Here is a 14,565-nt window from a genome sequence, read left to right as displayed (position 1 = left end):
GGATTGGCCAAAGAGACATGTGCGCAGGGCACAGAAGGCGCGGGGATCGGGACTGGAAAACCTGAAGCCGGTTGAGAGCTGGGGAAACTCTCGGACCGACTGGATCGAGTACCGCACCAGGAAGGGGCTCGATTGTCTTTCCAGACGCCGATATATGTCAATAAATGTACGCAACTCCCTCTACCTCTCCATGGAATGCACTTTTTTGGTGCCTTTTCTCTGCAACGCCCCTGGCAGCGTCCTGAACTCGTGACCATCTCGGCCCAGGCCTGCATGCAAGCGGTGCAGATTTCATGGGGTTCCAGACGGCTGCCCAGTCGTTGTGAGCGGAAGCAAGAGTTGGCACGGTCTGTGCTTTATCCGCTTTGTCCAAGAATTTTTTGCAAACCGGAGGAACCCCGAATGCCCAGTCTCGCTGCCAGCCGTTTCAAAACCTTCGCCAAAACCTCAGCCCTGGCCTGTGTGCTGGCCTCGCCCCTGTGGGCCCATGCACAGCTGTCGGCCAATGTGGCGCTGACCACCAACTACAAGTTCCGTGGTCAGGACCAGGACAGCAGCCGCAGCCGCGCCGTCAAGCCCGCGCTGCAGGGCGGTTTTGACTACAGCTTTGGCGACAGCGGCTTCTATGTGGGCAACTGGAACTCCTCGGTGGACTGGCTGCCCGGCAACTCGCTGGAAACCGACGTCTACGGCGGCTACAAGTTCAAGGCAGGCGACATCGACTGGGATGTGGGTGCACTGACCTATGTCTACTCGGGCAACACCCGTGGCAACACCACCGAGATCTATGGCTCGGGTACTTACGGGCCTTTCACGGCCAAGTACTCGCACACCGTCTCCAAGGACTATTTCGGCTGGGCTGGCGCACGTGATGGCTCGGGTCTCAAGGGCCGCAACACCGGCTATCTGCAGCTGTCCTACAGCCAGGAAGTCGCCCCCAAGGTGACACTGAAGGCATCGCTGGGCTACACGCATTTCTCCAGCGATATCAAAAGCCTGGGCGTACCCAACTATGTGGACTACAGCGCGGGCGGTGCCTATGACCTCGGAGACGGCTTCTCCCTCGCTGCGGTCGTGGCAGGTGCCAACAAAAAGGCCTATTTCGGTGATGTGAACAAGGCGCGTCTGATCGTGACGCTGGCCAAGACTTTTTGATTTGCTGAGGAGACTGTCATGAAAATGGTGACCGCCATCATCAAACCCTTCAAGCTGGACGAAGTCCGCGAAGCGCTTTCCCAGATCGGTGTGCAAGGCATCACCGTCACCGAAGTCAAGGGCTTTGGCCGCCAGAAAGGCCATACCGAGCTGTACCGTGGTGCCGAGTACGTGGTGGACTTTCTGCCCAAGCTCAAGATCGAAGTCGCCATTGCCGATGATCTGCTGGAGTCCGTGATCGATGCCATCGAAGGCGCGGCCCGCACCGGCAAGATCGGCGACGGCAAGATCTTTGTGCAACCGCTGGAGCAATCCATCCGCATCCGTACCGGCGAAACCGGCGAATCGGCGCTGTAACTGCCTCACGCTTTCCAAGGAAAACAGTCATGACCAAGAAGCTTTTGAGCGCAGGCCTGGGACTGGGCCTGCTGGCTGCCAGCGCAGCTGGATGGGCGCAGGATGCCGTGCCTGCAGCGGCTCCCGCCGTTGCCGCTGCAGTGGAGACCGTGCCCACGCTGAGCGCGGGCGACACGGCCTGGATGCTGACCTCCACCATGTTGGTGATTCTGATGGTCATCCCCGGCCTGGCCCTGTTCTATGGCGGCCTGGTACGCAGCAAGAACATGCTGTCCGTGCTGGCCCAGGTGTTTGTCATCTTCTCGCTGATCACCGTGCTGTGGGCCATCTACGGCTACACGCTGGCTTTTGGCGGCGAAGGCAAGTTCTTTGGCAGCTTTGACAAGCTGTTTCTGCTGGGCATCACGCCGGACACCTTGTCCAGTGCCCTCAAGACCATTCCCGAATATGTGTTCGTGGCCTTTCAATCCACCTTTGCCGCCATTACCGTGGCGCTGATCGTGGGCGCGTTTGCCGAACGTATCAAGTTCGCGGCCGTGATCGTGTTCTCGGTGCTGTGGTTCAGCTTTGCCTACATTCCCATGGCCCATATGGTGTGGGGCGGCGGTCTACTGGCCGAAGACGGCGCGCTGGACTTTGCCGGCGGCACCGTGGTGCACATCAACGCCGCTATCGCCGGTCTGGTGGGCGCCTATATGCTGGGCAAGCGCATCGGCTTCGGCAAGGAAGCCCTGCCCCCGCACAGCCTGACGCTGACCATGGTGGGTGCATCCCTGCTGTGGGTGGGCTGGTTCGGCTTCAACGCCGGCTCCGCCGGTGCTGCCAACGGCATCGCCGGTCTGGCTTTCATCAACACCATCCTGGCCACCGGCGCAGCCGCCCTGTCCTGGCTCTCGGCCGAGGTGCTGCACCGCGGCAAGGCCTCCATGCTGGGCGCCGCATCGGGTGCCGTGGCCGGTCTGGTCTGCATCACCCCTGCCGCCGGCTTTGTCGGCCCCATGGGCTCCATCGTGATGGGCCTCATCGCCGGGCCTCTGTGCCTGTGGGGTGTCTCGGGCCTCAAGCGCCTGCTGGGTGTTGACGATGTCTGCGACGTGTTCGGCGTCCACGGCGTCGGCGGCATTCTGGGGGCCATCCTGACCGGCGTTTTCTGCGCCAAGGGTCTGGGTGGCATCGAGCCCGATGGCTACAACATGGCCCATCAAGTGTGGGTACAGCTCAAGAGCGTGCTGCTGACCATCGTCTGGTCCGGCGTGGTTTCCCTGGTGGCCTACAAGATTGCCTCTCTGACCGTGGGACTGCGTGTCTCCGAAGAGTCCGAGCGCCAAGGCCTGGATATCACCTCTCATGGGGAGGTCGCCTATACACGCTGAGACACCGCGGCCTTCTGTTCAGTTTCATTACGTTGCCCCGCAGCTTGTGCTGCGGGGCTTTTTTATTCAAGCGCTCGTTTCAAAAAAATCACAGCCGCCTCTCGCCCCGCGCAAAGGCGCAGCCGCTACCATGCAGGCCATGGATTCAGCCACCAGCCACATCAAAGCCATCAGCGAGCGCATTCGCGCCGCTACCCATGACAAGACCCCTCTGCGCATTCGCGGCGGCGGCAGCAAGGATTTCCACGGTCTGTCTCTGCAGGGCGAGCTGCTGGACACCCGGGCGCTCAGCGGCATCGTCAGCTACGAGCCCAGCGAGCTGGTAGTCACCGTGCTCGCCGGCACTCCCCTGACCGAGCTGGAAGCCGCGCTGGCAGCCCAGGGCCAATGCCTGGCCTTCGAGCCACCGCACTTTGGCCCCGGCAGCACCGTGGGCGGCATGGTGGCCGCAGGCCTGTCCGGCCCCTCGCGCGCCAATGTGGGTGCCGTGCGTGACTTTGTGCTGGGCCTGGAGATGATCAACGGCCAGGGCGAAGTCTTGCGCTATGGCGGTCAGGTGATGAAGAACGTGGCCGGTTATGACGTATCGCGGCTGATGGCGGGCAGCTGGGGCACTCTGGGCCTGATTACCGAGGTCAGCCTCAAGGTGCTACCCGTGGCTCCTGCCGAGGCCACGCTGCGCTTTGCCGATTGCAGCCAGCAGCAGGCGTTGCAATGGCTCAACCAGTGGGGCGGCCAGCCGCTGCCGCTGAACGCCAGCAACTGGCTGCAGGAAGAAGGCAGCGGCGGCACGCTCTACCTGCGCCTGCGCGGTGCGCGCGCGGCCGTGCAGGCCGCCTGCCAGCGCCTGGGTGGCGAGCGGCTGGACAGCGATGCCGTAGCCGCCGACTGGAGTGCCAGCCGCGATCTGAACCTGCCCTGGTTTCAGGAGCGCGCCGCCGACCACTGCCTGTGGCGACTGTCCGTACCCGCCACCACCGCACCGCTGCAACTGCCTGCGGATGCCGTGGGTCCGTTCATAGACTGGCATGGCGCCCAACGCTGGGTGCGCGCGCCGCGCTCGGCGGCCGCAGCACTGCAGCAACTGGCCCAGTCCGTGGGCGGATCTGCTTCGCTTTTCAGAGCTGAAAGCGCAGACCAGATATCGGGAATCAGCGATCTTGATGCTCACGCCCAAAGCAGCGCAGCAGGCCGCACCGCGGCCCAGATTCATGCCCGGCTCAAGCAGGCGTTCGACCCTGCGGGCATCTTCAACGTGGGCCGGCTGTCGGCGAACTGGTAAGAAACAGGAGAAGAACCATGCAAACCAATCTCGCTCCTGAATACCGCGCCACACCCGAAGGGCTGGAGGCCGAAGCCATTTTGCGCAAATGCGTGCACTGCGGCTTCTGTACCGCCACCTGCCCCACCTACCAGACCCTGGGCGACGAACTCGACGGCCCGCGCGGCCGCATCTACCTCATCAAGCAGGTGCTCGAAGGTCAGACGCCCACGCGCTCCACCCAGGAGCACCTGGACCGCTGCCTGACCTGCCGCAACTGCGAATCCACCTGCCCCAGCGGCGTGCAGTACGGCCATCTGGTCGACATAGGCCGCAAGATCGTCGATGAGCAGGTCGAGCGCCCCGCGGGTGAAAAGCTGCAGCGCTGGCTGCTCAAGGAGGGCATGAACTCCTCGCTGTTCGCCCCTGCACTCAAGCTGGGCCGCGCCGTCAAGGGCTTGCTGCCCGAGTCGCTGGCCGAAAAAATCCCTGCCGCACAGGACGCAGGCACATGGCCCACGCGCGAACATGCCCGCAAGGTGCTGCTGCTGGCCGGCTGCGTGCAGCCGGCCATGATGCCGCGCATCAACTACGCCACGGCGCGCGTGCTGGACGCCGTGGGCGTGCAGACCGTGATTGCCGACAAGGCCGGCTGCTGCGGCGCGGTGAAGTTCCACCTCAACGACCAGGATGGCGGCAAGGCCCAGATGCGCGCCAATATCGACGCCTGGTGGCCGCTGGTGGAGCGCGGCGAGGTCGAGGCCATCGTGATGAACGCCTCGGGCTGCGGCGCCACCGTCAAGGAATACGGCCATCTGCTGCGGCTGGAGCCGCAGTACGCGGAAAAGGCCGCGCGCATCAGCGCGCTGACCCGCGATCTGAGCGAGCTGCTGCCGGCCATGCTGCCCGAACTGGTAGCCAGGTTGCAAGGCCAGTTGCAGACGCCCAAGGCGCCCGTGGGCTACCACCCGCCCTGCACGCTGCAGCATGCCCAGAAGCTGCGCGGCGGCGTGGAAGGCGCACTGCGCGAGCTGGGCTTCGACGTGCGCGTGGCGCGTACCGAGTCGCATCTGTGCTGCGGCTCCGCCGGCACTTATTCGGTGCTGCAGCCCGAGATTTCGCATCAGCTGCGCGAGCGCAAGATTGCCGCGCTGGACGAGCCTTTCGCGCCGGCCAAACCAGCCGCCATTCTCTCGGCCAATATGGGCTGCATCGTTCACCTGCAAAACGGCACCGATGTGCCGGTGATGCACTGGGTAGAGCTGCTGGACCAGTCATTGGCGACGGCGTAAACAGGTTCCAGGAGCGGCCCGACACCCCCGATTGCCACTGCAGTTTGCCGATGCTGGCATGATTGGGGGTTTTTCCCCTTAGCCCACGGGCTTTGCCATGACTGAAATCCTGTCTCAACCACAAGAACAGCAAGCCCAGGCTGCCCAGCAGCCCGAAGCCCAAAGCGTTGCACAAGAGCAGCAAGGTACAGCCGTGCGCCGCTCGCGCCGTAGCGACGGCCGCCGTGGCGGTGGCCGTGATGGCAATGCCGCCAAGCCGGCCCAGGCTGCCCAGCCCCAGCAGGCTCAGCGCCCGGCCAATCCGCTGCTGGAGCAACTGGCCCAGTGGTACCCTGCCCTGTTTGGCGAGCAATTGCTGCCTTTCAAGCGCGGCATCTTCGAAGACTTGCTGGCCGCTCACCCCGAGCTGGACAAGGACGCCCTCAAGACCGCGCTGCAGCAGCACACGCGCTCGGGTCGCTATCTGGCCGCCATGGCCAGCGGCCAGCAGCGCCATGACCTGAGCGGCCGACCCGTGGAAGCCACGCTGCCCGAGCATGTGCACCATGCGCTGATCGAAGTCTTCCGCCGCCGCCAGCAGCGCACCCAGGAAGACCTGACGCCCAAGCTGCGCAACCGCATTGCCCTGGCCTACGAGGCCTCGGGCCTGAGCCGCGAGGAATATGCCGAGCGCGTTCTGGGCAAGAACGAAGCCACCAACACCCTGGTCGCGCAAGCCCTGGCAGAAGCCGATGCCCGTGCCGCCAAGGACGAGGCGCTGCTGCGCTCCTTCGAGCTCAGCGGTCAGACTTCGGAGCAGGAATTTGCCGAGATGTACGGCATGAACCCGCGTCAGGTCGTGCAACAGCTGGAACGTGCGCGCCGCCGCCAGCAGAAAAATCAATAAAAATAGCCGCTAGCGCTTACCAGAGAAGCGCCAGCAGCTAGCAAAGTTGAAAAGATCAGGCCGCGCCGTAGCCCATGACGGCCTTGGTTTCCAGGAAATCGCGGAAACCGTGCTCGCCCCATTCACGGCCATTGCCTGACTGCTTGTAGCCACCGAACGGCGCATTGAAGTCGGGCCCCGCGCCGTTGAGGTGCACCATGCCCGTGCGCAGGCGCGCGGCCACACGGCGCGCGCGCTCCAGGCTGGCCGACTGCACATAGCCCGAGAGGCCGTACACCGTGTCGTTGGCCATGCGGATGGCGTCTTCCTCGTCATCGTAGGGAATCATCACCAGCACGGGACCGAAGATCTCCTCGCGCGCGATGGTCATCTCATTGCTCACGTCGGCGAACACCGTGGGTTTGACGAAATAGCCCCGGGTCAGCCCCTCGGGGCGGCCCGTGCCGCCCGCCACCAGGGTCGCGCCCTCTTCAATGCCCTTGCGGATCAGGGCCTGGATCTTGCCCCATTGCGCCTCGCTGACCACGGGACCCATGTGCATGCCCTCGGCCAGCGCATCGGCCACGGTCGCTGCTGCGGCGACGCTGCGCGCGATCTCCACGGCCTGCCCATGCAGGGCACGCGGCACGAACATGCGCGTGGGGGCGTTGCAGCTCTGGCCCGAATTCATCAGCACCGCCTGCACGCCCTGGGTCACGGCCTTTTGCAGATTGGCGTCATCCAGCACGATGTTGGCGGACTTGCCGCCCAGCTCCTGGGCCACGCGCTTGACGCTGTCGGCCGCGGCCTTGGCCACGGCAATGCCCGCGCGCGTGGAACCCGTGAAGGTCATCATGTCTATGTCGGGGTGGGAGGACATGACCTCGCCCACGCCGGGGCCGTCGCCGTTGACGAGGTTGAAGACGCCGGCCGGCACGCCGGCCTCGTGCAGCACCTCGGCCACGAGCAGGGCATTGAGCGGCGCGACCTCCGAAGGCTTGAGCACCATGGTGCAGCCAGCGGCCAGGGCCGGGGCAACCTTGCACATGATCTGGTTGATGGGCCAGTTCCAGGGCGTGATCATGCCGACCACGCCCACGGGCTCGTGCACGACGGCGGTGCTGCCCTGCACATGTTCGAAGGCGAAGTTCTTGAGGACCTCGATGGTGGAGCCCAGATGGGCCACACCCATGGCGGCCTGCGCCGCCTTGGACAACCACAGCGGCGCCCCCATCTCCTGCGAGATGGTCTGCACGAAGTCGCCGTAACGGCGCTGGTAGACCTCCAGCACCTTGGCCAGCAGGGCCAGGCGCTCTTCACGGCTGCTGCGCGAATAGCTCTCGAAGGCGCGGCGCGCAGCGGCCACGGCCTTGTCCACATCGGCGGCCGAGCCCATGCTGATGCGGGCGATGGCTTGCTCGTTGGAGGGATTGATGACGTCCAGGCTGCGCGGGCTGACCGGATTCACCCATTGGCCGTCGATATAGAACTGCAGATGGTCTTGCATGAAAGATTCCTTGGTACTGACTCGTAAGGCAGCCGGTGCGCGGTTCAAGCGCACCGGCGCGGTGAAAAACAGGCGTTAGAACGTGTTGACGATCTCTACGCAGCCGCGTTGGAGCGCAATCGGGATGAGTTCGAAGCGGATGGCTCGCCGCTTGCACCGGGGTGCAAGCAAGAGACAGCGCGCAGAAATCGCCCGATTTCGCTCCAACCCTTCGGGACGGTGGCTTTGCGGGCGGTCTGCGGCGTTGCGAATCCTCGCAATAGCGTGGCTATTGCTGCGGTATCGCGCCTTGTATCCCATCCCGCAAAGTCTCTGTCGCGGCGCGAGGAGATCATCAACACGTTCTTAGTTCTTGGGCCGGATGGCGTCCGCCGTGCCTTGGATGAAGGCCTTGATGGACTCCACGTCATCTCCCGACAGCTTGCCCGTGAAGTCCGGCATGCCGCGCGCCATGGCCGGGCCCTTGAAGATGAAGTTGGGCAGGTTCTCGATATAGCTCGCGTCCATATAGCCCAGATTGGGAATATTGCCGCCGCGGTCCACACCCGGCACGCCGTGGCAGAACACGCAGTTGGCCACATACAGCATGGTGCCGGCCTCGACCTTGGCGGCATCGTATTTCACGCCCTGCAGCAATTGGCCCGTGCGCTGGGCCACGAATTCCGGCATCTTGGCCTTGCCGCCCACGGCGAAGGTGTAGACCGTGCCCGGGCCCTGGCGCTCGGTGGCGCGCGCAGCCAGACCGTAGACCCCGCCCCAGCCCACAGCCACCGAGACATACTGCTTGCCGTCCACCATATAGGTGCTGGGCGCGGCCACCACGCCGGTGCCCGTGGGCGTTTCCCAGAGTTTTTCGCCGCTGGTCGCGTTATAGGCCACGAGACGGCCGTCCGCCGTGCCCTGGAACACCACATTGCCTGCCGTGGTCAGCGTGCCGCCGTTCCAGGGCGAGACATGCTCCACGCTCCAGGCGGCCTTTTGCGCAACGGGGTCCCAGGCCAGCAGGCGGCCGAAGGGCTGGCTCTTGGGCGGCTCGGCATTGAAGAACTTGGCCGTGTTCCAGCCGGTGCCCGACTGGGGCTTGCCCGGCCCGGCCTGGTTGAACTCCCAGTTCTTGTCGTCCATCAGGTTGACGGGCACGTTCTGCGCAGGCAGATACACCAGGCCCGTCTGGGGGTTGAAGGACATGGGGTGCCAGTTGTGCGCGCCATACGGGCCCGGCACCGCATCATGGGGCTTGCTGCCGTCGCGCGCCGCGGCAATGTTCATGGGCTTGCCGTTCTTGTCGTAGCCGCTGGCCCAGTTCACGGGTACGAAGTTCTTGGCCGAGATGAACTTGCCGTTGATGCGATCGAGCACGAAGAAGAAACCGTTCTTGGGCGCATGCAATATGACCTTGCGCGGCTTGCCGGCGATCTTGATGTCGGCCAGGATCATGGGCTGGGTGGAGGTGTAGTCCCAGTTGTCGCCCGGCGTTTCCTGGTAGTGCCACTTGTATTTGCCGGTGTCGGGGTCCAGGGCCACGATGGAAGCCAGATACAGGTTGTCGCCGCCCTTGGGGCTGCGCAGCTTGTGCGACCAGGGCGAGCCGTTGCCCGTGCCCACATACATGGTGTTGAGCTCGGCATCGAAGGTCATGCTGTCCCACATGGTGCCGCCGCCACCGGCTTCCCACCACTTGCCGCTGGGGTCCCAGGTCTTGGCAGCGCGCTTCATGGATTCGTCCTCGAAGGGTTTGGACGGATCGCCGGGCACGCTGAACCAGCGCCATTTCTGCTCGCCGGTCTCGGCGTCATAGGCCGTGATATAGCCGCGCACGCCATATTCGGCGCCGCCGTTGCCGATGATGACCTTGCCCTTGAACACGCGCGGCGCGCCCGTGATGGTGAGCGACCCCTTTTGCCCCTCGAAGGTGTTCTTGTGCCAGACCTCCTTGCCGGTGGCGGCATCGAGCGCGATCAGGCGGCCGTCCCAGGCACCCACAAAGACCTTGCCCTTCCACAGCGCCACGCCGCGGTTGACGACATCGCAGCAGCCCTTGAAGCCGGTGCTGCGGTCGATCTGCGGGTCATAGGTCCAGATCCTCTGGCCGGTGCGGGTGTCGATGGCGTGCACCACGCTCCACGAGGCGCTGACGTACATGATGCCGTCCACGACGACAGGCGTGGCCTCCACGCCGCGCGTGGATTCGAGGTTGTACGACCATGCCAGGCCCAGGTCCTTGACGTTGGCGGCATTGATCTGATCGAGGCGGCTGTAGCGGGTCTCCGCATAGTCCACGCCGGTGGTGGGCCAGTCGGGCGTCTTGGCGGCATTGGCGCGGATGAAGGCCCCGTCGACGCGCTGCACGGCGGCAGCGGCCTGGACTGCGGGGTCGGTCTGTGCGAAAGCCGCTGCGCTGCCCAGGCAGGCGGCCAGCAGCCAAAGCATGCGGCCTGGCCGTCCGCGAGAGTTGTCGATCAGCCGTTCCATCGATGTCTCCTGTTGTGATTGCTATGCCGCAAAGCATGGTGTATCGCCTGTTTTTCTTCACGATCGGGATTTCCCCAGGCCGAAACTGTTCCATTGCGGGACACATTGGTCCCTCCTTCGGACTGCCTGGAAATGACATGAGCTTTGGCGAGCCACGCGCGATGGACGCGCTACAGCAGTGCTTCTCGAACACCGGGGCAGAGCGGGCCTTGCAGGCGCGCCGCCAGTTCTTCGAGGCCGGCATACGCCCCTCGGGCCTGGTCAGCGAGGCCGTCATCCAGTCCTGGCTGCGCAGCCAGCGCCAGCACCGTAATCGACGACGGCTGCCGCTGGCTCCCGTCAGTCCCAGTCGGCTGCATGCCACGCAGGAGCGCTGCCGCGGCCTGCTGCTGGCACTGCGGCACGAGCTGCCGACCCTGGAACAAGCGCTGGCAGGCACCGGCACGCGCGTGCTGCTGACCGACGGCAAGGGCATCGTGCTCCATATCTCCCCGGCGCCCATGCGGCCCCGCGACGAGCGGGTCGGCCTGAACATGTCCGAACAGGCCATCGGCACGACCGCCCCCGGCATCGTCGCCGCCACGGGTCAGGCCTGCACCGTCAGCAACGGCGAGCACTACTTCGACGAGCTGCACGCCTTCCGCTGCGCAGCGGCTCCCATACGCGACGTGCATGGCCGCCTGGCCGGTGTGCTCAATCTGATGGTGGAGAACCAGCATTTCAGTTTCGACGCCGGCCCCGTGGTCGGCATGTATGCATCGACCATCGAAAACACCTTGCTGCAGGCGCAGTCCCACGAGCATCTGGTGCTGCGCTTTCAGGTGACGCCGGCCCTGCTGCACACGCCACTGCAGGCGCTGATGGGCGTGGCCGCCGATGGCAGCATCGCCTGGATGAACGGCACCGCCGCCCAGCTTATCGGCCAGTCCGTGCATGACAGGTGCAGCGCACAGGAGCTGCTGGGCCATGATCTATCCTGCTTGCTGCGCCTGAGCGGTCAGCCCGGCCCCACACCGCTGCGCCTGGCCAGCGGCCTGGGCGTCTGGATGCAGGCGCAGCTGCAAACCTCGCACGGCCTGGGCACGCACCTGGACGCCAGCGCCGCGGAAGACGATGCCATCCCCGTCGCCACGGAAGCAACTGCCGTCGCCGAGGCGCAGCCCTTGGCGACGCTGCGCGAGCACAGCGTACAGCTGATCAGGGAAACGCTGGGCCTCCACGGCGGCAATGTCTCCCAGGCCGCACGCGCCCTGGGGATCTCGCGCGGCACGCTGTACCGCCGCCTGCGCGGCGCTCGGGCTGAGCATTCCTGACTCATTCCTGACCATGGCGCAAGACTCTTTTGCGTTTACCCAAGGTTCTGGCCCGACCCGCACGGCCCCACAATCCTGGCCGCGCTGCACCAGCGTGCAGCCGAGGAGCGCATATGTGGTTGGGTTTGTCGTTGTTCTACGTGGGCGCCGTGCTGTGCCTGAACGGCCTGTGGATGCTGGGACGCATCGCCGACAAGGAAATCTGGGTCATCAATATCTTCACCGGGGTGGTGTCGCTATGCATAGGCATGGCCAGCATCTTCGGCCCTGCGACTGATGCGGCCTCGGTCAAGGGCGGCGCGCTGACCCTGCTGTTTGCCTTCACCTATCTGTGGGTGGCGTTCAACCGCTTCAGCGGCGCCGATGGCCGCGGCCTGGGCTGGTTCAGCCTGTTCATCGCCATCACCGCCGTGCCCGTGGCACTGGATACCTTGGCTGACGCGCATTCCACGCTGGACTGGTGGATGGGCATCAACTGGGCGGCCTGGGCCGTGCTCTGGGGCTTGTTCTTTGTGCTGCTGGGCCTGCAAAAGCGCATCGACCGCCCCACGGGCTGGCTGTGCATTGCGCAGGGAATTCTGACGGGCTGGCTGCCCGGTTATCTGGTTCTGGCCGGAAAGCTCGCCTGAGTATCAAAAGCATAGCTTGCAGCGCTTGATGAGCAAGCGCTGCAGCCTGTTTTAGCGACGCTTTCTGAGATTACCCAGAGACGCCAGCAGCGCCGCAGCCATGATGAGCGCGCCACCAGCCAAGGTGCGTCCCGACAGAGTCTCATGGGCGATCAGCACCGAAGAAACGCTGGCAAATACCACCTCGGAGAGCATGACCACCGAGGTCACGCCCGAAGGCAGGCGCGCCGCGCCAAACTGCAGTGCCCAGTTGCCCAGCATCAGCAACACGGCCAAGCCCAGGGCCACCGTCACCCAACTGCTGTCCAGGGCCGGGAAAGCCGGCACCACGCCCAGGCTGCTGGCTGCCAGTGCGGTCAGCAGACCCATGCTCATGCAACCGGCAAACATGGCCAGCATGCGGGCCTGGGCAGGAATGCTCTGAAAGCGGCGCAGCAGCACATTGGTCAGCGCAAACATAAAGCCGCCGAATACGGCCAGCCCGTCGGCCAGCGACAGTCCGGCAAACAGCCCTGACAGCGAAGCATCGGCCGGCAGCAGCACCAGCACCACGCCACCGAATGCCAACAGCAGGCGCAGAAGCGCCATGGGCGTGGGCTTTTCGCCCAGAATCCTCCAGGCCAGCAGCACGGCCCAGGCGGGCATCAGATAGAACAGCAGGATCACGCGTACCACATCGCCCACCGTCACGGCCCAGTTGAAAGCCATATTGTTCAGGCCCGAGCTGGCCGCCAGCAGGATCAGCACCGGGTACTTCCAGGCCTGCTTCAGCGCGGCAGGGCGCAGACACAGCAAGCCCGCCAGTACCAGCGCATACATAAAGGCCGTGGCCCACAGCGGATGCAGACCCGCCTCATGCATGGCACGAAACGGCCACCAGGAAAGCCCCCAGATCAGGGCGTTGAGCAATAGCGCGAAAACAGGCAGTGGACTATGCATAAAAAATGCTTCTAGCGCCCGTCAACCAAGCGCTAGAAGCTATCAATTCAATATCTCTGCAGCCAGTGGCCGCAGGCTTTAATGGCAATCGCGGCGGGCGACTTCCAGCAGCTTTTCCACCTCCTGCGGATGCTGCCTGCAGTTATAGCGGTGCCACATGCCGATCAGCACCATGGTGCCGGCCACCAGCAGGCCGAAAACCGTGATCGCACCGAAGGCCGTGAGGCCCATCTTGGTGGACAGGCTGTAGAACGCACCCATGGCCAGGATGGCCAGCTGCTCGTTGAAGTTCTGCACGGCAATCGAGCGGCCCGCGCCCATCAGGTTGTGGCCGCGGTGCTGCAGCAATGCATTCATGGGCACTACCAGGAAGCCGCCGAGGCCGCCCAGCACGATCAGGAATGGCACGGCCACCCACAGATTGTTGATGAAGATCATGCAGACCACGAGCAAGCCCATGATCACGCCCAGCGGAATGACCCGCGTGGCATTGTCCAGACGCATGCGCATGGAGGCAATGACGGCACCCACGGCCGTACCTATGGCCACCACGCCCACCAGGGCCGATGCCTGGGTGGTGCTGTAGCCCAGGGCCGCTGCGCCCCAGGCCAGCACGATATAGCGCAGATTGCCCGACGCGCCCCAGAACAGCGTGGTGGTGGACAGAGAAATCTGGCCCAGCTTGTCGCCCCACAGGCGCCTGCTGCAGCGCCAGAAGTCGGGCAGCAGGCCCAGCACATTGGCCATCAGGCTCTTGTTGGGGTCCTGACGCAGCGGACGCATGGCCACGCCGGTCAGCGGAATATGCAGATTGAACCAGGCCGCCAGCACGTAAATGAGGATGAGCACGGCAATCGCCGCCTCGGCCGGCGTATCTATGCCGGTATCGAAGTAAGGGAAATCCAGCGCCAGCAGGTGATCGGAAATCATCGGCCCGACCAGTTGGCCGCCCACCAGCACGCCCAGGATGATGGAGGTGATGGTCAAGCCCTCGATCCAGCCATTGGCCTTGACCAGCTGGGATGCAGGCAGCAGCTCGGTCAGGATGCCGTACTTGGCCGGCGAATAGGCCGCAGCCCCCAGGCCGATGACCGCATACGCCATCAGCGGGTGATGACCGAAAAGCATCATCAGACAGCCGACCACCTTGATGGCATTGCTGATGAACATGACCCGACCCTTGGGCAAGGCGTCGGCAAACGCTCCGACAAAGGGCGCCAGGACCACATAGAACAGAGCGAACATGGGCACCAGGGCAGCACGTTGCCACTCGGGAGCACCATTGGCACGCAACAGCTCGACAGCGGTCACAAACAAGGCGTTGTCTGCCAGCGAGCTGAAAAACTGCGCTGACATGATGGTGTAGAAACCGCGCTTCATGAATTAGCTGAACCGACACTGG

The 14,565-nt window shown here is 64.4% G+C and carries 12 protein-coding genes; 8 read left to right on the top strand and 4 right to left on the bottom strand.

Features of this window, described 5'->3' with window-relative positions:
* Positions 1-402: 402 nt before the first annotated feature.
* The 6 genes from QMY55_RS01035 (at position 403) to QMY55_RS01010 (ending at position 6,324) form a co-directional block, all read left to right on the top strand.
* On the top strand, positions 403-1,155 hold the full coding sequence (locus QMY55_RS01035) for a TorF family putative porin (protein WP_283486880.1): 753 nt from the start codon (positions 403-405) through the stop codon (positions 1,153-1,155).
* 18 nt (positions 1,156-1,173) lie between these two features.
* Positions 1,174-1,512, top strand: a complete 339-nt coding sequence (gene glnK / locus QMY55_RS01030) for a P-II family nitrogen regulator (protein WP_283486879.1) — start codon at positions 1,174-1,176, stop codon at positions 1,510-1,512.
* A 29-nt stretch (positions 1,513-1,541) separates the two neighbouring features.
* Positions 1,542-2,885 carry an ammonium transporter gene (locus QMY55_RS01025; protein ID WP_283486878.1) on the top strand — a complete coding sequence of 448 codons (1,344 nt, stop codon included), beginning with the start codon at positions 1,542-1,544 and terminating at the stop codon, positions 2,883-2,885.
* A gap of 130 nt (positions 2,886-3,015) precedes the next feature.
* Positions 3,016-4,167 (top strand): glycolate oxidase subunit GlcE, encoded by a 1,152-nt coding sequence (gene glcE / locus QMY55_RS01020; protein WP_283486877.1) that lies wholly within the window; start codon positions 3,016-3,018, stop codon positions 4,165-4,167.
* 17 nt (positions 4,168-4,184) lie between these two features.
* Positions 4,185-5,438, top strand: coding sequence for a glycolate oxidase subunit GlcF (gene glcF / locus QMY55_RS01015; RefSeq protein WP_283486876.1), 1,254 nt, complete (start codon positions 4,185-4,187; stop codon positions 5,436-5,438).
* 97 nt (positions 5,439-5,535) lie between these two features.
* Complete coding sequence (locus QMY55_RS01010) at positions 5,536-6,324, top strand: ProQ/FinO family protein (RefSeq protein ID WP_283486875.1); 789 nt, start codon at positions 5,536-5,538, stop codon at positions 6,322-6,324.
* Positions 6,325-6,379: 55 nt separating this feature from the next.
* Here QMY55_RS01010 and QMY55_RS01005 read toward each other — a convergent pair whose 3' ends face one another.
* Both QMY55_RS01005 and QMY55_RS01000 read right to left on the bottom strand, forming a co-directional pair.
* Positions 6,380-7,810, bottom strand: a complete 1,431-nt coding sequence (locus QMY55_RS01005; protein ID WP_283486874.1) for an aldehyde dehydrogenase family protein — start codon at positions 7,808-7,810, stop codon at positions 6,380-6,382.
* A 345-nt stretch (positions 7,811-8,155) separates the two neighbouring features.
* The gene (locus QMY55_RS01000; protein ID WP_283486873.1) at positions 8,156-10,282 is read right to left on the bottom strand and encodes a PQQ-dependent dehydrogenase, methanol/ethanol family; all 2,127 of its coding nucleotides are present in this window, start codon (positions 10,280-10,282) and stop codon (positions 8,156-8,158) included.
* 161 nt (positions 10,283-10,443) lie between these two features.
* On the opposite strand from QMY55_RS01000, the gene QMY55_RS00995 reads away from it, so the two are divergent.
* Positions 10,444-11,595 (top strand): helix-turn-helix domain-containing protein, encoded by a 1,152-nt coding sequence (locus QMY55_RS00995; RefSeq protein ID WP_283488855.1) that lies wholly within the window; start codon positions 10,444-10,446, stop codon positions 11,593-11,595.
* Positions 11,596-11,708: 113 nt separating this feature from the next.
* Positions 11,709-12,224, top strand: coding sequence for an AmiS/UreI family transporter (locus tag QMY55_RS00990; RefSeq protein ID WP_283486872.1), 516 nt, complete (start codon positions 11,709-11,711; stop codon positions 12,222-12,224).
* Positions 12,225-12,275: 51 nt separating this feature from the next.
* Here the strand turns inward: QMY55_RS00990 and QMY55_RS00985 are convergent, their stop codons facing one another.
* Positions 12,276-13,163: a DMT family transporter gene (locus tag QMY55_RS00985; RefSeq protein WP_283486871.1), complete on the bottom strand. Its 888-nt coding sequence runs from the start codon at positions 13,161-13,163 to the stop codon at positions 12,276-12,278.
* Between the two features lie 78 nt (positions 13,164-13,241).
* The gene (gene lplT, locus QMY55_RS00980; RefSeq protein ID WP_283486870.1) at positions 13,242-14,543 is read right to left on the bottom strand and encodes a lysophospholipid transporter LplT; all 1,302 of its coding nucleotides are present in this window, start codon (positions 14,541-14,543) and stop codon (positions 13,242-13,244) included.
* Positions 14,544-14,565: the final 22 nt, after the last annotated feature.

It is taken from the genome of Comamonas resistens (assembly GCF_030064165.1).
Classification (GTDB): Bacteria; Pseudomonadota; Gammaproteobacteria; order Burkholderiales; family Burkholderiaceae_C; genus Comamonas; species Comamonas resistens.
Note: the sequence above shows the minus strand (reverse complement) of the source record. Positions and strands in the feature narration are given on the sequence as shown.

Coding starts and splice junctions, on each gene's coding strand:
- QMY55_RS01035 (WP_283486880.1), top strand. CDS start 403: ATGCCCAGTCTCGCTGCCAGCCGTTTCAAAACCTTCGCCAAAACCTCA.
- glnK (WP_283486879.1), top strand. CDS start 1,174: ATGAAAATGGTGACCGCCATCATCAAACCCTTCAAGCTGGACGAAGTC.
- QMY55_RS01025 (WP_283486878.1), top strand. CDS start 1,542: ATGACCAAGAAGCTTTTGAGCGCAGGCCTGGGACTGGGCCTGCTGGCT.
- glcE (WP_283486877.1), top strand. CDS start 3,016: ATGCAGGCCATGGATTCAGCCACCAGCCACATCAAAGCCATCAGCGAG.
- glcF (WP_283486876.1), top strand. CDS start 4,185: ATGCAAACCAATCTCGCTCCTGAATACCGCGCCACACCCGAAGGGCTG.
- QMY55_RS01010 (WP_283486875.1), top strand. CDS start 5,536: ATGACTGAAATCCTGTCTCAACCACAAGAACAGCAAGCCCAGGCTGCC.
- QMY55_RS01005 (WP_283486874.1), bottom strand. CDS start 7,810: ATGCAAGACCATCTGCAGTTCTATATCGACGGCCAATGGGTGAATCCG.
- QMY55_RS01000 (WP_283486873.1), bottom strand. CDS start 10,282: ATGGAACGGCTGATCGACAACTCTCGCGGACGGCCAGGCCGCATGCTT.
- QMY55_RS00995 (WP_283488855.1), top strand. CDS start 10,444: ATGGACGCGCTACAGCAGTGCTTCTCGAACACCGGGGCAGAGCGGGCC.
- QMY55_RS00990 (WP_283486872.1), top strand. CDS start 11,709: ATGTGGTTGGGTTTGTCGTTGTTCTACGTGGGCGCCGTGCTGTGCCTG.
- QMY55_RS00985 (WP_283486871.1), bottom strand. CDS start 13,163: ATGCATAGTCCACTGCCTGTTTTCGCGCTATTGCTCAACGCCCTGATC.
- lplT (WP_283486870.1), bottom strand. CDS start 14,543: ATGAAGCGCGGTTTCTACACCATCATGTCAGCGCAGTTTTTCAGCTCG.